The organism is Rhizobium cauense, from assembly GCF_019511525.1.
GTDB classification, from domain to species: domain Bacteria; phylum Pseudomonadota; class Alphaproteobacteria; order Rhizobiales; family Rhizobiaceae; genus Rhizobium; species Rhizobium cauense.
Genome location: NZ_JAEUAT010000008.1, coordinates 43,045 through 59,594, shown reverse-complemented (window position 1 = coordinate 59,594; position 16,550 = coordinate 43,045). Strand labels below are relative to the sequence as shown.

Annotated in this window: 17 protein-coding genes; 5 read left to right on the top strand and 12 right to left on the bottom strand. The window is 61.0% G+C overall.

The window, feature by feature from the left end; translation table 11 throughout:
• Positions 1-43: 43 nt before the first annotated feature.
• Positions 44-895: a LysR family transcriptional regulator gene (locus tag JNB88_RS16420; protein WP_220356378.1), complete on the bottom strand. Its 852-nt coding sequence runs from the start codon at positions 893-895 to the stop codon at positions 44-46.
• 97 nt (positions 896-992) lie between these two features.
• Here JNB88_RS16420 and JNB88_RS16415 point away from each other — a divergent pair, with 97 nt between their 5' ends.
• Positions 993-1,961: a quinone oxidoreductase family protein gene (locus JNB88_RS16415; RefSeq protein ID WP_220356377.1), complete on the top strand. Its 969-nt coding sequence runs from the start codon at positions 993-995 to the stop codon at positions 1,959-1,961.
• 76 nt (positions 1,962-2,037) lie between these two features.
• Positions 2,038-3,180 carry an alpha-hydroxy acid oxidase gene (locus JNB88_RS16410; RefSeq protein WP_220356376.1) on the top strand — a complete coding sequence of 381 codons (1,143 nt, stop codon included), beginning with the start codon at positions 2,038-2,040 and terminating at the stop codon, positions 3,178-3,180.
• 7 nt (positions 3,181-3,187) lie between these two features.
• On the opposite strand, the gene JNB88_RS16405 is transcribed toward JNB88_RS16410, so the two are convergent.
• The 9 genes from JNB88_RS16405 to JNB88_RS16365 form a co-directional block, all read right to left on the bottom strand.
• Positions 3,188-3,928 carry a metallophosphoesterase family protein gene (locus tag JNB88_RS16405; protein ID WP_220356375.1) on the bottom strand — a complete coding sequence of 247 codons (741 nt, stop codon included), beginning with the start codon at positions 3,926-3,928 and terminating at the stop codon, positions 3,188-3,190.
• 3 nt (positions 3,929-3,931) lie between these two features.
• Positions 3,932-4,288 (bottom strand): hydroxyisourate hydrolase, encoded by a 357-nt coding sequence (gene uraH / locus JNB88_RS16400; RefSeq protein WP_220356374.1) that lies wholly within the window; start codon positions 4,286-4,288, stop codon positions 3,932-3,934.
• A complete protein-coding gene (locus JNB88_RS16395; RefSeq protein ID WP_220356373.1) occupies positions 4,285-4,785 on the bottom strand; it encodes an ureidoglycolate lyase in 501 nt (166 codons plus the stop codon). The genes uraH and JNB88_RS16395 overlap by 4 nt, the downstream gene beginning before the upstream one ends.
• Positions 4,786-4,789: 4 nt before the next feature.
• Positions 4,790-5,152: a HepT-like ribonuclease domain-containing protein gene (locus JNB88_RS16390; protein ID WP_037132528.1), complete on the bottom strand. Its 363-nt coding sequence runs from the start codon at positions 5,150-5,152 to the stop codon at positions 4,790-4,792.
• Positions 5,149-5,442, bottom strand: a complete 294-nt coding sequence (locus JNB88_RS16385) for a nucleotidyltransferase family protein (RefSeq protein WP_037132524.1) — start codon at positions 5,440-5,442, stop codon at positions 5,149-5,151. The genes JNB88_RS16390 and JNB88_RS16385 overlap by 4 nt, the downstream gene beginning before the upstream one ends.
• 55 nt (positions 5,443-5,497) lie before the next feature.
• Complete coding sequence (uraD, locus tag JNB88_RS16380) at positions 5,498-5,995, bottom strand: 2-oxo-4-hydroxy-4-carboxy-5-ureidoimidazoline decarboxylase (protein ID WP_220356372.1); 498 nt, start codon at positions 5,993-5,995, stop codon at positions 5,498-5,500.
• A complete protein-coding gene (gene puuE / locus JNB88_RS16375) occupies positions 5,995-6,918 on the bottom strand; it encodes an allantoinase PuuE (RefSeq protein ID WP_220356371.1) in 924 nt (307 codons plus the stop codon). The genes uraD and puuE overlap by 1 nt, the downstream gene beginning before the upstream one ends.
• Positions 6,919-7,017: 99 nt before the next feature.
• Complete coding sequence (locus tag JNB88_RS16370; protein ID WP_220356370.1) at positions 7,018-7,740, bottom strand: DUF1045 domain-containing protein; 723 nt, start codon at positions 7,738-7,740, stop codon at positions 7,018-7,020.
• 113 nt (positions 7,741-7,853) lie between these two features.
• Positions 7,854-9,032 (bottom strand): NAD(P)/FAD-dependent oxidoreductase, encoded by a 1,179-nt coding sequence (locus tag JNB88_RS16365; protein WP_220356369.1) that lies wholly within the window; start codon positions 9,030-9,032, stop codon positions 7,854-7,856.
• Here JNB88_RS16365 and mnmC2 point away from each other — a divergent pair.
• Positions 9,031-9,747, top strand: a complete 717-nt coding sequence (mnmC2, locus tag JNB88_RS16360; RefSeq protein WP_220356368.1) for a tRNA (5-methylaminomethyl-2-thiouridine)(34)-methyltransferase MnmC2 — start codon at positions 9,031-9,033, stop codon at positions 9,745-9,747. The genes JNB88_RS16365 and mnmC2 overlap by 2 nt on opposite strands.
• 99 nt (positions 9,748-9,846) lie before the next feature.
• Here mnmC2 and JNB88_RS16355 read toward each other — a convergent pair whose 3' ends face one another.
• Entirely contained in the window at positions 9,847-12,726 is a 2,880-nt protein-coding gene (locus JNB88_RS16355) for a response regulator (RefSeq protein WP_220356367.1), read from the bottom strand.
• A gap of 285 nt (positions 12,727-13,011) precedes the next feature.
• Here JNB88_RS16355 and JNB88_RS16350 point away from each other — a divergent pair, with 285 nt between their 5' ends.
• Both JNB88_RS16350 and JNB88_RS16345 read left to right on the top strand, forming a co-directional pair.
• Positions 13,012-13,419: a hypothetical protein gene (locus tag JNB88_RS16350; protein WP_220356366.1), complete on the top strand. Its 408-nt coding sequence runs from the start codon at positions 13,012-13,014 to the stop codon at positions 13,417-13,419.
• A gap of 333 nt (positions 13,420-13,752) precedes the next feature.
• A complete protein-coding gene (locus JNB88_RS16345) occupies positions 13,753-15,438 on the top strand; it encodes a DEAD/DEAH box helicase (protein WP_037132499.1) in 1,686 nt (561 codons plus the stop codon).
• A gap of 51 nt (positions 15,439-15,489) precedes the next feature.
• Here JNB88_RS16345 and JNB88_RS16340 read toward each other — a convergent pair whose 3' ends face one another.
• Positions 15,490-16,392 carry a DMT family transporter gene (locus tag JNB88_RS16340; RefSeq protein WP_220356365.1) on the bottom strand — a complete coding sequence of 301 codons (903 nt, stop codon included), beginning with the start codon at positions 16,390-16,392 and terminating at the stop codon, positions 15,490-15,492.
• Between the last annotated feature and the right edge of the window lie 158 nt (positions 16,393-16,550).

The following is a 16,550-nucleotide window of genomic DNA, read 5'->3' as shown; positions in this document are numbered from 1 at the left end:
GCCCCAACCGCTGCGCTATTGCCCACAGAAACGCCCGCAGCTGCTAGCCGGACCACGGAATCGACTTCAGTGCCTCCATGACAACCCGGATGATCGGCACGTTGCGGATGTCGGCATGGACGACCAGCCAGAGCTCCCGAGTCAGCGGCTGCCGCTGAGGAATAGCCTCGACGAGATCATCAAGACCCGCCAGCATGAAATTCGGCAGCATGGCGATGCCGCCGCCAGCGCGCGCCGCAGCCAGCTGGAATTCCAGCGTCGTTGCCCGCAGAGCCACCTTCCTCCCTACAGTCGCCTCGGCGAGCCGGATCGACTGTGGGGCGCTGGCCATCGTTTCATCATAGGCGATGAAGGTTCTCTGCGTCTCGGGCGTCGCGGCCAGATAATCAACCGTGGCATAGAAGCCGAAGTTTACATCGCCAAGCTTGCTGATGACGAAGTTGCCCTGCTCCGGCTTCGTCATGCGGACGGCAATATCCGCCTCTCGCCTGTCGAGCGAAGCATAGCGCGTCTCGCCGACGATGGTGATACCGATGTCGGGGTGGCGGACTCGCAAGGCAACAAGGGCCGCCGGCAGCATCGCGACCGCCAGAGTCGGCGGTGCGCTGATCCTGACCTCTCCGGCAAGCGCTGCGCCGGCGGCAAGCCCCAGTCGTTCGACGGCCTGCGCCTCCTCACCCATCCGTTCCGCCATACCGGCGACCCGTTCGCCCTCCAGCGTCAGCACGATGCGGCGGCCACGCCGGTCGACCAGCTTCACGCCCATCTGTTCCTCGAGCCCGGCAACACGACGGGCAACTGTTGCGTGCTCCACGCCAAGGGCACGCGCCGCCCCGAGCAACGTTCCGGCGCGAGCGAGCGCCGCGAAATAGCGAAGGTTTTCCCAATCGATCATTGTTCATTTTTTCCCATTCAATGAGAAACGATAGGGAATTTTCGACCAGGACGCCATGGGCCATGATGGCTGCCGCAGCAATCGGAGAGCACCTTTCATGGATAAGGTCGTTACGCTTCTCGCACCGGGAGGCATCGAGCAACTGAAGGTATCAGAACAGCAGCCGCAGGAGCCTGGCGCAAACGAGATCCGGATACGCCACGACGCCATCGGCATGAACTTCCTCGACATCTACCACCGACGTGGGCTCTACGCCCTGCCGGCCTATCCCGCCATACTCGGCGTCGAAGGCGCCGGCACGGTGGAAGCAGTCGGAAGCGAGGTCGCGGATCTCAAGCGCGGCGATCGCGTTGCCTATGCCGGCGCACCGGTCGGCGCCTATGCCGCGACAAGGCTCTTGCCGGCGGTCCGCGCCATTCGCCTGCCAGATAGCGTGCCCTCAAACGTTGCAGCGTCATCCATGCTGAAGGGACTGACAGCCTATATGCTGCTGACAAAGACCTACCGTGTCGAGCCGGGAACCACTGTTCTTGTCCATGCCGCCGCCGGCGGGCTCGGAAGCATCCTCGTGCGATGGGCCAAGCACCTCGGCGCCACGGTGCTCGGAACCGTGAGTTCGGAGGAGAAGGCGGGCCTCGCCCGCAGCTACGGCGCCGACCACCTGATCGTCGGTCGCGACGCAGATGTCGTCGCTGCCGCGAAGGCAGTGACCGGCAATCGCGGCGTCGATGTCGCGTATGACGGCATCGGCGCCGGCATGCTCGCAAAATCCATCCAGTCCGTCCGTCCGTTCGGCGTCGTGGCGACGATCGGACAGGCCGGCGGGCCGATCCCGCCTGTCTCTGTCGACGAACTTCGTCCCGGAAAATCACTGACGCATCCAAGCATCATGGCCTACATCACGGACACTCCCGCGTACCGGACAGCAGCCGAGGAGGTGATCAGAATACTCGCTTCCGGCATCGCTGCGGCCATTGCCCGCGAATACCCTCTCGAGGAGGCTGCGCAAGCCCAGCAATTCCTCGAAGAGGGACGTGCCGCAGGCAGCCTGATTCTTGTCCCATAGGCGACGAAAGAGATACACAAAGCCTCGGAAATCATGTTAAGGGCCATGGCGTTATTCAGATGTGAAAGTCTTATCCATGGCCACTCCTCTCACGATCGCCGACCTCAAGAACCTTGCCCAGCGTCGCGTCCCGAAGATGTTTTTCGACTATGCGGATTCCGGGGCCTGGACGGAGTCGACCTATCAGGCGAATGAGAGCGATTTTGCGAAGATCAAGCTGCGCCAGCGCGTGCTCGTCGACATGACCAACCGGACGCTTGAGACCACGATGATCGGCCAGAAGGTGGCGATGCCGGTGGCGCTGGCGCCGACAGGTCTGACGGGGATGCAGCACGCCGACGGCGAAATGCTGGCGGCCCGCGCCGCCGAGGAATTCGGCGTTCCCTTTACGCTGTCGACAATGAGCATCTGCTCGATCGAGGACGTCGCCTCGGTCACCACGAAGCCTTTCTGGTTCCAGCTCTACGTGATGCGCGACAAGGACTTCGTGCTGAACCTGATCAACCGCGCGAAGGCGGCGAAGTGCTCGGCCCTCGTCCTGACTGCCGACCTGCAAATCCTCGGCCAGCGCCACAAGGACCTGCGCAACGGCCTTTCGGCCCCGCCGAAATTCACGCCGAAGCACATCTGGCAGATGGCGACGCGCCCGTTCTGGTGCCTGGACATGCTGCAGACGAAGCGCCGCACCTTCGGCAATATCGTTGGCCATGCCAAGAACGTTTCCGACCTCTCATCGCTCTCCTCCTGGACAGCAGAACAGTTCGATCCGCAGCTCTCCTGGGCCGACGTCGCCTGGATCAAGGAACAGTGGGGCGGCCCGCTGATCATCAAGGGTATCTGCGACGTCGAGGATGCCAAGGCAGCGGCCGAAACGGGTGCCGATGCGATTGTCGTCTCCAACCATGGCGGCCGCCAGCTAGACGGCGCTCCTTCTTCGATCAGCATGCTGGAACCGATCGTCAACGCCGTCGGCCATAAGATCGAAGTGCATCTGGACGGTGGCATTCGCTCCGGCCAGGACGTGTTGAAGGCCGTCGCCCTCGGCGCCAAGGGCACCTATATTGGTCGCCCCTTCCTCTATGGCCTTGGCGCGATGGGCAAGGACGGGGTCACGCTCGCCCTCAGCATTCTTCGCAAGGAAATGGATGTCACAATGGCGCTTTGCGGAAAGCGAGACATCAACGACGTCAACTCGTCGATCCTGCTCGGCCGCCAGTAAAAAAGAGTTACGGTAACCAGCCCGTCGCGAGCGCGCCTGCCCATTCCGGGCGGGCGTTTTGTTTTGCGAGGAGCGACATCGCCATGTGGTCGTAGGCGACTGTACGGAAGGTAGGAAGCCAGCCAGTCTCGCCCTTCTCCAGGATGCAGTAGGACGCCAGCGGATGGCCTGTCTCGACCTTGTGGTAGTGCGGCAGGTCATCGTCATAGGCGGGGCAGCCAACGCTGCCGGGATTGACGATCAACCTGCCGTCCGTGAGGCGAACACTTCGCGGGACATGACTGTGGCCACAGAGGATCAACGGGAAATCCGCACCTTTCGCGAGCGACTCGATCTCCGCGAGTGGCTTCAGGAAGAGGTGACCTTCGCTTGTTACAGACTCCAGCCAATAGGTGTTATCGTCAGCCGGCGTCGCGTGGCAGAGGTAGATCTCATCGCGATAGACAGCACTCGCCGGCAGCTCGCGCAACCACTGCAGGTCCTCGGCCGTCAATTGATCGAATGCCGCCGCATCCGACGCATGCATGGCCTCGCGCGACTGTTCGATCAGATAGCGATCATGGTTACCGCGGACGGTCAGCATGTTCCGCGCCCGCAACGTTTCTGCGGTTCGCCCCGCCGTCAGCGGCCCGCTGAAGCAATCGCCAAGGTTGACGATATCGGTAATGCCCTGCGCCGCGATGTCGGCCAGCACTGCCTCCAGCGCCAGATGGTTGCCGTGAACATCCGCAATCGCCGCAAACCGCATGGCCTAGCTGCCGCGATAGGTCGAGTAGCCGTAAGGCGAGATCAGCAGTGGCACGTGATAATGCGCGGTCTCATCGGCGATACCAAAGCGGATAGGCACGAGATCCAGAAAGGCAGGGTGCGGCAAGGCAATGCCTGCGGCGCGCAGATAGTCGCCGGCATGGAAGAGCAGTTCGTAGGTTCCTGCCTTGAAGCTCTCACCCACCAAGATCGGTCCGCCATCGACACGGCCGTCGGAATTAGTGGCGACGGTCTTGATGTGCCGGCGGACGTCTCCGTCCAGATGGAAAAGATCAATGCGCAGCCCCTCCGCCGGTTTGCCGGAAGCAGTATCGAGAACATGAGTGGTCAGTCCGGTCATAGGCTTGGCTCGCTGATGATGAAGGGTGTTTCGAAGGTGTATTCTTCCAGATTGTTGCCGGGTCCTTCTCGGTCGACAACGATGAAGTCGCTGACTGCGCCGAGTGACATCAAGGGATGATGCCAAACATTGCGGCGATAGTTTACGCCCTGGTCGCCCCGCGCCAGGAACACCCGCGGGCGACCCGGCTTGCCACCCTCGTCCTCAGAGACGACGACAAGGTAGGAACGACCTGACAACGGCGAGAAACTCTGGCTGCCGAACGGATGCCGCTCCATCATGCCGATTGCATAGGGAAAGGCCCGTGGCTGGCCGCGGAAGAGGTTGATAATTACACGCGCGCCCTCGCCCGCCGCTTCGGCGACGGCAAGCGCGTGGAAGCGCTCCGTTGTGCCGTTGTTGATATAGCGCATCGTTGCCGGATCGGCCTCGATGACATCGCCGAAGGGCGCAAAGGCTGACTTGGTGAGGGGAAGGATATCGAGAAATTGAGACATGCAGTTATTCGCCTTCGGCACGCCAATTGCGCACGAGGTCGAGCCTGTAGAGCAGGTCCGGAACATCGTCTTTGGCAGTCGCCCAAACCTTATCGAGATCAATGTCGAAATAGCCATGAGCGATACGATTGCGCATGCCGCGCATCGCGCCCCAAGGAAACTCCGGGTGTTCAACGATAAACTCGGGATGGATCTTTATCAGCTGCGTGGCGATCTCCGAAGCCATCAAGAGGCTCATTCCGACCGCCCGCTGAAGGATGAGATCAGCCACAAAGTGCTCCTTGCTAACGTCGGCAATCATCTGATGGGCATCGGTAGCAGCTTGCCGCATGCGCTCCAGCAGGTAGGAGATTCGATCGACGCTCATATGGGCTTCGCTTCGGAGAGGACACGAATCCGCACGGGTTCGGGAAAGTCGCCGGGTGTCAGCAAATGGATGGACGTACCGAGCATCATCTGTTCCAATGCGTCCTGCAAGCCGCCCAACGTCAACAATGTACTTCCCGGCAGCGCATCCACCAAAATATCCAGGTCGCTGTCCGGCCGATCTTCACCGCGCGCCACCGAACCGAAGACGCGCGGGTTGGCCGCGTTAAAGCGCTTCGTCGCTTCGCGGATCGCCTGCCTGTTCTTCTCCAGCACTTCCGAGGGTCTCATGGCGCAACTATAGGTCACGGATGCACGAGAGAAAAGCGCCGCAGAGACGCTTATCTCAACGCCCCGGCAGCATCGTTTCCAGACGCAGCAGAGCAATACGCTCGACTTGAGCCGTGGCGGTTGCGAACTCCTCGTCGCGGGTGTTGTCAATGCGCGTTTCAAAGGCCGCCAGGATGTCATCCTTATTCAAACCCTTGACCGCAATGATGAAGGGGAAGCCGAACTTCTCGACATAAGCCGTATTGAGCTCGGTAAAACGAGCGTGTTCCTCCGCACTCAGTCGGTCGAGCCCTGCGCCTGCCTGTTCCTTCTTGCTGTCCTCGGTGAGTTCACCTGCTATGGCAAGACGCCCGGCAAGATCGGGATGGGCCCGCAGCACACCCAGCCGTTCTTCCGGGCTGGCAGCCCGGAAGATTGCGACAAGCGCGGTATGCACACGGTCAACCGTCAACTCGTCGCCAACGAAACCATCGTCATAGGCGCGCTCGGCAACGAACGCCGAGTGCTCGAAGACGCCACCGTAACGCGATACGAACTCGTCACGCGACAGCATCAGATCGCCTCCGGCTTGTGGTGGTCATGCCAATGCTGGGCGATCTCGATACGGCGCGGGATCCACACCTTATCGTGTTTCAGCACATACTCGATGAATCGCTTCAGCGCTGCCGCCCGCCCTGGCCGGCCGACGAGACGGCAATGGAGGCCGACTGACATCATCTTCGGGCTGCCCGCCTTGCCCTCTTCATAGAGCGTATCGAAGGCATCCTTGAGGTAGGTGAAGAACTGGTCGCCAGAGTTGAAGCCCTGCGGCGTTGCGAAACGCATGTCGTTGGTCTCAAGCGTATAGGGGATGATCAGGAACGGATTGTCGTCGATGCCCCTCACCCAATACGGCAAGTCGTCGGCATAAGAGTCAGAGGAATAAAGGAAGCCGCCTTCCTCCATGACAAGCCGCAAGGTGTTGTCGGAGGGCTTGCCCTGATACATGCCGTAAGGGCGCTCACCGGTAAGCTCGGTATGCAGGCGCACGGCCTCCTGAATGTGCTTCCGCTCGACGTCCTCTTGGAAATCCTTGTACTCAAGCCAGCGATAGCCGTGGCTGGCGATTTCCCAGCCGGCCTCCTTCATCGCCGCGACAGCCTCCGGGTTGCGCGCCATCGCCAGCGTCACGCCGTAAACCGTGGCCTGAACCTTGAGTTCGGTAAACATCCGCCACAAGCGCCAGAAACCAGCGCGCGAGCCGTACTCGTAGATCGATTCCATGTTGAGGTTGCGCTGGCTCGGCCAAGCCGCGGCACCGACGATCTCCGACAACAGGTTCTCCGAGGCTGGATCGCCATCGAGGATACAGCTCTCGCCACCCTCTTCGTAGTTGATGACGAACTGGACGGCGACGCGCGCGTCGCCCGGCCATTTCGGATCGGGCGTATTGCGTCCATAGCCGATGAGATTGCGCGGATAAGTCTCGGATACCATGAAATCACCTTCCTGAAAGTCGGCGAAACGGTAGCATCCGAGGATGGAATGTCGAGACGGAAAGTACGCAACAGAGTTTTGCCGTTGCGGCACAAACTCTTAGGCTAGCGCGGGCACGCGATCCTTGCGGGCGCTGACTTTGCCCATCGGATGCAGCGAATGCACATGAAACGGTCCGCCATTTCCCTCTTCGATCATCAGCGCGACATTCGCAACCTTGATCGGATCAGCAAGCACCGGCTCGAAGACATTCCGCAGCACCTGTTCCACCCGCGGCATATCGCATTGACTGACGGGGCCGGTCAGCGGCATGTGAAAGCGAAATTCGTCCATCACATAGGGACTTCCCCAGCGATGCAGATTGGCGAACTGCGCCGCCGACAAACCGCCCGGATCGGTGCGCTCGATCTCCGCCTCGCTCAAGGGCGCGCGAAAGCGATCGAACTCCTGGACAACGGCGCAGGCGAGATAGTGGACATGTTCACAAGGCAGTGACGGGACAAGGCTGTAGAAGCCACCAAGTCGCGCCACTTCCAGCCGATTGATGTGAAACGGTGCCAATGTACCGCAGAAGCGCATAAGATCACGCAGAAGTTGCGCTTCGGACATATCGGTCGCGAGGCGGAAAGGCGCCTTCAGGACACCATGAAAACCATAACGGCGCGGCATGGCTGTATGGAAGGCGATCTCGTGAATGCTGAGCCCACGAATCGCAGTCGGCTCGACCATCTGGCCTGAAAAAACGTTCCGGCCAAGCCAATTTGCGGCCACATGCGAAAGCGGGTCGCTCGCCGCCGGCGTAAAGCAAATTGCATAGCGCATCCATTCTCCTCCGTCGCACAAGCAGCGCAGCCCTCCGTCGGCGCCGCGGTTGCGCTAGCAGATAGGTGATTTGCGTGACAGATTGACGAAAGGCAGGAAACGCTAATTCACGTTTAGCGTGAAGCCACGCGAATGTGACTGGCAAGGAGGAAGCTATCAGGCAGCTCGAAGAGCGGTTGATGACCGGCCGCGATATGCAAAGCGGCTGCCGCCAGACGATGCGCCAGACCGAAACTGACCTTGAAACCGCCGGTCAAGGCAATCAGCGCGGCATGATCGGGATGCGCCCCGATCATCGGATCGCGGTCGATGGCCTTCGGTCGCAGGCCGGCCCACCGCTCGACGACCGTCGCGCCTCGCAACGCCGGCACCAGTTGTGCGGCCGCATCTAGCAACATCTCGAGCTGCCCATCCGTGGAGAACGGCTCGTCAAAGCGATTCTCGCTGGTGCTGCCGATGGCAACATGGCCGCCCTCATGCGCGACGATGTACAGCCCATCGCGAAAAATCGTCGGCATGGAAGCATCGACATCGACTTTCAGAAGTGCGGCCTGCCCTTTGACCGGCTGCCCCAGCGGCCGGACAAGACCATTGGTGTATCGTCCCAGCAACGGAAAGGATTGGTGGCCGCCTGCGACAATGCATTGGTCGAAGGCAATGTCCCCGGCAGTCGTGCTCGCCACCTTGCGTTCAAAGTCGAAAGCATCGACGGAAACGCCCTCTGCAATCCGGACATGCCTTGCGTTGCCCAGCCACGCAGCCAACACTGCGATAAGGGACCGCGGCGCAACTCTGGCTGCAAGCGTATCGTGCACAAAACCGCCTTCGCCAGAACTCGGATCAATCCAGGCGCCCATGGGAGGCTCATCGAGTACATGCCAGTGAAAGCGCTGCTCACCGGCGATCCAGCGGGTTTCGGCATCCCGGGAATGGGCAAGCGCGATATCGCGCAAGTGCGGCTTCGGCAACGGAATGAGACGCCCTGAGCGCCGGTAGCCGGTTGAAAGGCCCGTCTGTCGCTCCAGCGCCGCAATCTCCGCTTCCAGCGAAACGAGCGCATCGAACTGAAATTGTTTCTTGGCGTTCCACTTGTCCGGCATGTGCGGCATGAGCGCGCCCAGCAGTCCTCCGCTGGCGCCCTGCCCTAGCCGGCCGGCCTCGATGAGCAATGCATCGATCCCCAGCCGCTCCGCGTGGACTGCTGCCCACAATCCCATGATCCCGCCGCCGACGATCAGCAGCGCAGTCGATGATTGACCGGACGGCAAGGCCGGACTATCGGCTTTGGTCATGACAGATACGGATCCTGCAAAAATTGCTGGCGCACACCAGCCGCTTGAATGGCGCGACGGCGATATGCCCTATTCACCCGCCTTTGGCGACCATTTTTATTGCCAGACCGATGGCAGGTTGGAATGTGGACATGTCTTCCTGGCCGGCAACGGCCTGCCGCAACGCTGGTGGAACGGGAGTGACTTCCTGATCGGAGAACTCGGTTTTGGTACCGGTCTGAACTTTGCCGAGACATGGCGACAATGGAAGCTGAATCGGCTCATCGGGCAGCAATTGCACTTCATGTCGTTCGAACTCTACCCGATGCAGAGCGGCGAAATTGACCGTGCGCTTTCCCATTGGAGCGAGATCGATGCCGAACGACACGCGCTGACGGCAGCCTGGCCCGACACTCCACAGGGAACAGTGTCCCTGAGGCTCGATGACCAGACATCCCTCAGTGTCGTTTGCGGCCCTGCCTTCGATGGTGTCGCGGCGGCGCAGGCAGACTTCGATGCCTGGTATCTTGATGGATTTGCCCCATCCCGTAACGCCGACATGTGGTCCGCGGAACTGATGCGCCTCGTCTGCGAGAAGACGAAACGGAACGGGACCTTCGCGACCTACGCGGCGGCCGGCTTCGTCAGGCGCAATCTAATTGCAGCCGGCTTTGTGGTGGAGCGCCGAAGCGGCTTCGCCGGCAAGCGGGAAATGCTCTGCGGCATCAAGTCCTAAAGCATGTCTCCCGAAAGTGGTCACCGGTTTCGGGATAAAGACATGCGAGAAAACAATGAGCTGAAGCGCACGAGCGAATCTGAAAGATCGCGACGCGCTTTAGTTGGTCGAGCGGTCTGCCGTCCGCTCGACCCTGCCCAGCCACAGCCCCAGCTTCTCCTCGAGCAGCTCTGGACTGATCGGCTTCGACATGTAGTCGTCCATGCCTGCCTCCAGGCAAAGATCCCGGTCGACATCCAAAGCGTGCGCCGTAACCCCGATAATTGGCACGCGATGGCCCTGCCCCCGCTCGCGATCGCGTATTGCGCGCGTGGCGTCATGGCCGTTCATGACAGGCATCGAGACATCCATCATGATGATGCGGGGCGTATGACGCTCCCATGCCTCTACGGCCTCTTGGCCATTGCTGACGACAAGGAAACTATGACCGGTCTCCCGCAGGATCTGCGTAAAGACGATCTGGTTGACCTCGTTGTCTTCCGCGACCAGCACGTCGATGAACTCGGCCGGCCTGGTTTCGGAAACCTCGATCGTGTGATGCGCCGATGGAGCTTCCTCAACGGCCGGCGGCATACTGACAGGCAATGAAATTTGTTTCGTCCGGTGCGCGCGTACGACGTCGACGATCGTGCTCCGGAGCACGTTCGCCCGCGCGGGCTTCATGAGGTAGGCTTGGCCGTTGAGAGCCGCGAACTCCTTTTCGGTACCCGAGATGTCCATCGACGTCAGGAAGATGATCGGCAAGCGCTCGAACCGGCCGTCAGCACGCAGCGATCGAGCGATCGCCGCGCCGTTCATCCCGGGCATCTGGTAGTCGAGCACGACCGCATCTATCTCAACACCGATCTCGTCCGCTGCTTCCAGGATGGCAATCGCCGTCGGTCCATCCTCCGCCGCAGCGCCATCAAACCCCCACAGCGCCAGTTGCTCGGTCAGTATCTGCCGGTTGACGGCATTGTCATCGACGACAAGAATGCGGCCGCCTCTTACATTGACAGGCAGCGGCTTTGGCGCAAGCCGTGCTGCAGCTATGACGAACGGCAGATTGATCGTAAAGACCGAGCCCCTCCCCGGTTCGCTATCCACCTCGATATAGCCGCCGAACAGGTCGACGAGGCCGGCGGTGATCGCAAGGCCAAGGCCGGTGCCCTCGTGGCGACGAGTCGAGGACGAGTCGATTTGTGAGAACTTGTCGAAAATGGACTCGAGTTTTTCGCGCGCTATGCCGATGCCGGTATCTTCGACCCGGATGCGTGCCATGATCTCGTCTTCGGCGCCCGGCAAGAAGCCTACGTCGACCAGCACGTGGCCGCGTTCGGTGAACTTGACGGCATTGCCGACGAGATTGGTGACTATCTGACGAAAACGCCCGGCATCCCCGATCACGGCCGCGGGCAATTCCGGTGCGGTGCGGACCAGAAGTTCGATGCTTTTTTCCGCCGCCGGCGACGACAGAAGCGTCGCGACATCCTCAACCGCCTCCACCAGATCGAAGGTCGTGCGCCGGAGCTTCATCTGGCCAGCATCGATCTTCGAGAAATCGAGGATATCGTTGATGATCGTCACCAGGGCGTTACCCGATTTGACGATGATATCGATAAACGTCTTCTGGCGCGTGTCGAGATTGGTTTTCGCCAAGAGTTCGGCCATGCCGAGAACGCCATTCATCGGCGTGCGGATCTCGTGGCTCATGTTGGCCAGGAACTCCGACTTGACGCGATCCGCTGCTTCCGCGCGCGACAGCAATCGCTCGAGTTCGGCCTCACGCTCCTTCGCTTCAGTGACGTCGGTAAAGAGCGCGATCCAATGCTGCCGCTCGCTGATCGTGGCATCCAGATTGACCCAGCGCTTTCCCGCGACATGAAACGGTGTCGAGATCGGTCTCTTGGCGGCGATGTTATCACGCCAGCCCTGCAGGATCCCGTCCTCCTCACCGTGGAAATCGCCGCGTTCCGCGCAGAACCGGAATAGATCGATCCATCCCCGACCGACCGCGAGGTATTCGGGTGGAATGGCCAGGATATCGCTGAGCGGATCGCTGGCGAGCAGGATGGTTCCGTCCTGGACGATCAGCAGGCCTTGAGACATGGCCTGTGTCGCATCATGCATCAGGTCGCCCAGACGCTCGAGGGCTGCCCGCGTCTCGTGGATTTCCCTCTCCCGCTGACGCACCGCGGTCACATCGGCGTAAGACAGCAAGACCCGCCCGTTGGAAAGGCCGCGGCTCTCGAACAGCACCCGCTTGCCGCTGACCCAGCTCAGCTCCACCGGCTGCTGCTCCTTCTCCGAGGCATGGAAGTGCGCCTCCCGCCGGGCAAGGATCTGTTCCGGCGTCAGCTTGTTGCCGTAGCGTCCGAGTTCGTGGTTGCGGCGGATGACGTCGATGAAAGCCCAACCGTCGAAGCGGTCTTCACGTGGCAAATCCCAAACATCGTAGAACTCGTCGTTGGCGTAGAGGACGTAGCGCCTGTCATCGAGGATCATAATGCCGACAGGAAGGGCCCGAAGGATGGTCTGAAGGTCTTCAGCGAGGGCTCGGCTGCGCACGAGCTGCGATGTCGACCGGGTCTGCATCGGAGGCGACCGGCCATCACCGTTGTCAGCAATATCGTCTGATCTTGGACACGGCTCCCTTCGTTCAAGCAAGCCGAGCACGTAGACCCGGCCTTCAGAGGGCGAGAAGCTTTCAATCCGGACCCGCTCATGCTCGACGCCCCCAGGCTCGAAGCAAACGGCGCTTTCCTCGCTTGCAAACACAAGGGCGCGACGTTCCTTGTCCTCGCGACTTTCTTCCTCCGGCGTATCGAAGAGGTCGCGGCTGCGGCGTCCGATGAAATCGGAGATGTCCCTTCCGAAGAAGGAGGCATAGGCCTCGTTGACCGCTACGTAGCGAAGCTCGCTGTTCTTGACATAGGCGGGCCGGTCCAGATCCGCGATCCGGCGGCACGCCAGTTCGAGAAGGTCCCCGCTCGATATCAAAACTGTTCCTCGGTCAAAAATGCGTCGAACGAGTATAGGGCGGACCGCTTTAACAAGGCATTAACCATGATACCAGGCACGCAAGTCCGCGTGCGCAATCTGCAGTTTAGCCCAAAAGCATTCTCCAACGATTGCCCGTAGAAACGGACGGAAATGCGTAAAGCGCCCGGAACTGTGGTATAGTTTCGGTCGTTTCTACGATGAACTCGTTCAGTGGGCCCGTATACCCGAACGGTTTCTCCTGACGGCTTCAAGAACAAGCTTCGTCTACGAAAGGAGACGACCATGGCCGTACTTCGCAAAAGCATGGCGGCGGGCCTGATGGCATTGACCCTTACCGGCGCATCTTTCTTCTCGGCAACACCTGCGAATGCCAATAGCGACTTCTGGGGCGGCGTAGCTGCCGGAGCAGTCGGCGGCATTCTGTTGTCGCAGGTAGCAAGGCCCTATCCTTACTACGGCTATTATCCGGCACCGTACTACAGACCCTATTACCGGCCTTACTACGGATCGTATTATCGGCCCTACTACGGCGGCTATCGGCCCTATTACCGATCGTACTATCGGCCGTATCCGGCCTACAGAAGCTACAACAGGCCCTATTACTCGCGCGACTACTACGCACCCCGTTGCTATATCCAGTGGCAGCGCAATGGGTGGGGCGAGGCCTATCGTGCAAGGGTCTGCTACTAGAAGTGCCGCGAGCTGAGGCATCATCGTTTCTTGGTCCCGTAGCGTTCGAGCGGCGGCATGCCCTTGACTTTTGCCCTGAACTAGACCAAATGCAGGCCAGCTTTCGCCTTCCGGCCGCCGCGTGAGCGCGCCCCTGCCAGTAAATAGGATGCAGGAAGAAGGACAAAAGCGCATTTCGAATAGACCGCACCCCAAGACGCGGCAGAAGCGCTGGAAAGCTTTTTCCAACAAGACAAGTTCCCACTTCACGCGGGGTTCTTGACGCCAGAATGACACCGGGCCGCAATTTGCGACCCGGCAGATTTTTTTGGCGCGACCTAAAAAGGTTATGACTTGACCAATTTTGAATCGCTTGGCATCTCCAAGCCGATCGTATCGACCCTTTTCCAGCTCGGCATCGAAACGCCGACCCCCATTCAGGAAAAGGCGATCCCGCTTCTTCTCGAAGGCCGCGACCTAATCGGCCTCGCTCAGACAGGCACTGGCAAGACGGCCGCCTTCGGCCTGCCGATCATCGAAAAGATCATCCCTGAAGAGCGGCGTCCTGACAACCGTACAACCCGTACGCTGATCCTCGCCCCGACCCGCGAACTGGTGAACCAGATCGCCCAGAACCTGAAGAACTTTCTGCGCAAGTCACACCTGCGCATCAACGTCGTCGTCGGCGGCGTCTCGATCAACAAGCAGCAGCTGCAGCTTGAAAAGGGCACCGACATCCTCGTTGCCACGCCTGGCCGCCTGCTTGACCTCGTCGCCCGCCGCGCCATCGGCCTGACCGCCGTACGCTACCTCGTTCTCGACGAGGCCGACCAGATGCTCGACCTCGGCTTCGTGCACGACCTGCGCAAGATTGCCAAGATGGTGCCGAAGAAGCGCCAGACGATGCTGTTTTCGGCAACCATGCCGAAGTCGATCGCTGATCTCGCCGGCGAATACCTGACGGACCCGGTCACCGTCGAAGTGACGCCTCCGGGCAAGGCTGCCGACAAGGTCGAGCAGTATGTCCACTTCGTGAACGGCAAGAACGACAAGACGGATCTCCTGAAGAAGTCACTCACCGAGAACCCTGACGGACGCGCCATCGTCTTCCTGCGCACCAAGCATGGCGCCGAGAAGCTGATGAAGCATCTCGACCACGTCGGCTATTCCGTCACCTCCATCCACGGCAACAAGAGCCAGGGCCAGCGCGAGCGCGCCCTCAAGGCCTTCCGTGACGGCGACGTCAAGACGCTGATCGCAACCGACGTCGCCGCCCGCGGCATCGACATCCCTGCTGTCAGCCACGTCTACAACTACGATCTGCCTGAGGTTCCCGACGCCTACGTCCACCGCATCGGCCGTACGGCCCGTGCTGGCCGTGACGGCATCGCGATCGCCTTCTGCGCGCCCGACGAAACCCGTCTGCTGCGCGACATCGAACGCCTGATGAACATCTCCATCGCTGTTGCGAGCGGCGAAGCCCCGGCCAACATGAATGCGGCACCAAAGCGCGGCAACGGTGGTAACCGTGGCCAGGGTCGCGGTGGTGAAGGTCGCAATGGTGAGGGCCGTGGCGGCGAAGGTCGCGGTGATGCCCGTGCCCGCCGTCCGGAGCGTCGTGCACGCCCGGAAGCCGGCAACGAGGTTCGCGCCAACAACGAGGAGCGCCGCGAGCGTCGGCCGCGTCCGGAACGCCAGACCCAGCGCAACGAGGACTTCCGCGGCCAGCGCCGTGGCGAGGCTACGCCGGTGACATCAGGCCCCGACAACGATCTGGCCACGACGTCGGACTTCCGTCCGGCCCGCAAGCCGCAGCGCCCGCAGCACGGCAATCATGCCAACTCGAACGGCGAAAACCGGCATCATCCCGGCGGCGGCGCCCGCAACGCACACGGCCGTCCGGCTCGCAAGCACGGCGAAGATCGCGGTGCGCAGGCTCACGGTGGCGGCGAGCGTGGTGAACGTCGCGAGGGCAATGGCGGCAACCGTCGCGGTGGCCCATCGCGCGGCGGCAACGGTCAGCGTCGCGAACGCGCTTAGAACTTGAAAACTGAGAAATGATTGGCGGCGGAGGGAAACCTCCGCCGTTTTTCATTGCAGCTGTTCGCGTAGCGGCACGACGCGCGGCGGCCTGTTGGTCAGATAGACGCCGGTCACTACAACGATCGTGCCGAGGATCAGGGGTAGCGTCAGCGGTTCGCCGAAGGCGACGAAGGCCTCGAGCGCCACTGTCGGCGGCATCAGATAAATAAGCGAGGCCGCCCGTGAGACCTGGCCGCGGCGGATGAGATAGAGCAGCAATCCTACACCGCCCATCGACAGCCCCAAGACCGACCAGATCAGTGCCGCAATGGCTTGAGCTGATCCGTCGAAGTGCATCCGCTCGAAGGAGAGCATCAGCGGCAGCGTGATGATCAGGGCACCGACATATTGCAAGGTGGCGATCGGCAGAAGATTGCCCGTCTGGAGATGCTTCTTCTGATAGAGCGTTCCATACGTGACGGAACACATGGCAATCAGGTTGATCGCCAGCGGCACAGCCGCGTGGCCGAGATCCGCCGTCGCCGGATCAAGGAGCTTCGGCGATATTGCGATCGCGATACCGAGAAAGCCGAGGACGAGGCCCGCCCTCTGAGTACCTTGCAAGCGCTCGCCGATGAGCAGCGGCGCAGCCATCGCTGTCAGGAGCGGCTGAAGCGCGGCGATAATGCCTGACACCCCCGCCGGAACGCCGTTCGCGATCGCCCACCACAGGCCGCCAAGATAGAAGCCATGCAGGAAAACGCCCGAGTAGACCGCTCGGAAGGCGACCGCTTTGCCCGGCCATGCAGCGCGCATCGCAACACAGAGGCCCAAAAATGCCAGCCCTGAGAAGGCGTAGCGCACGGCGAGGAAGGTGAAGGGTTCCGAGTGAATGGCGGCATACTTTGCGACAACCCAGCCAGTCGACCAGAGGAGGACGAAAATGGCGGGTGCGAGGCGATCTAACGACATGGATTGATCCTGGGGCAGCGGGATGCAGCGCTGTTAGCCGACCGAAAGCCCTTCCGTCAAAGTCGAAGCGTTGATGCTTACCTGCAGTTTCGTTGATGGGTGGTGGGATCTATCCCATCTGACCTCGGCCCGAAAATCAATCGGACGCCGATCCGAAA

What these genes read in the sequence shown, in the direction of transcription:
- JNB88_RS16370 (WP_220356370.1), bottom strand. Translation starts at nt 7,740, where the DNA reads ATGCGCTATGCAATTTGCTTTACGCCGGCGGCGAGCGACCCGCTTTCG.
- JNB88_RS16410 (WP_220356376.1), top strand. Translation starts at nt 2,038, where the DNA reads ATGGCCACTCCTCTCACGATCGCCGACCTCAAGAACCTTGCCCAGCGT.
- JNB88_RS16405 (WP_220356375.1), bottom strand. Translation starts at nt 3,928, where the DNA reads ATGCGGTTTGCGGCGATTGCGGATGTTCACGGCAACCATCTGGCGCTG.
- uraD (WP_220356372.1), bottom strand. Translation starts at nt 5,995, where the DNA reads ATGCTGTCGCGTGACGAGTTCGTATCGCGTTACGGTGGCGTCTTCGAG.
- JNB88_RS16350 (WP_220356366.1), top strand. Translation starts at nt 13,012, where the DNA reads ATGGCCGTACTTCGCAAAAGCATGGCGGCGGGCCTGATGGCATTGACC.
- JNB88_RS16420 (WP_220356378.1), bottom strand. Translation starts at nt 895, where the DNA reads ATGATCGATTGGGAAAACCTTCGCTATTTCGCGGCGCTCGCTCGCGCC.
- JNB88_RS16385 (WP_037132524.1), bottom strand. Translation starts at nt 5,442, where the DNA reads ATGAGACCCTCGGAAGTGCTGGAGAAGAACAGGCAGGCGATCCGCGAA.
- puuE (WP_220356371.1), bottom strand. Translation starts at nt 6,918, where the DNA reads ATGGTATCCGAGACTTATCCGCGCAATCTCATCGGCTATGGACGCAAT.
- JNB88_RS16395 (WP_220356373.1), bottom strand. Translation starts at nt 4,785, where the DNA reads ATGTCTCAATTTCTCGATATCCTTCCCCTCACCAAGTCAGCCTTTGCG.
- JNB88_RS16390 (WP_037132528.1), bottom strand. Translation starts at nt 5,152, where the DNA reads ATGAGCGTCGATCGAATCTCCTACCTGCTGGAGCGCATGCGGCAAGCT.
- JNB88_RS16415 (WP_220356377.1), top strand. Translation starts at nt 993, where the DNA reads ATGGATAAGGTCGTTACGCTTCTCGCACCGGGAGGCATCGAGCAACTG.
- JNB88_RS16365 (WP_220356369.1), bottom strand. Translation starts at nt 9,032, where the DNA reads ATGACCAAAGCCGATAGTCCGGCCTTGCCGTCCGGTCAATCATCGACT.
- JNB88_RS16340 (WP_220356365.1), bottom strand. Translation starts at nt 16,392, where the DNA reads ATGTCGTTAGATCGCCTCGCACCCGCCATTTTCGTCCTCCTCTGGTCG.
- uraH (WP_220356374.1), bottom strand. Translation starts at nt 4,288, where the DNA reads ATGACCGGACTGACCACTCATGTTCTCGATACTGCTTCCGGCAAACCG.
- mnmC2 (WP_220356368.1), top strand. Translation starts at nt 9,031, where the DNA reads ATGACAGATACGGATCCTGCAAAAATTGCTGGCGCACACCAGCCGCTT.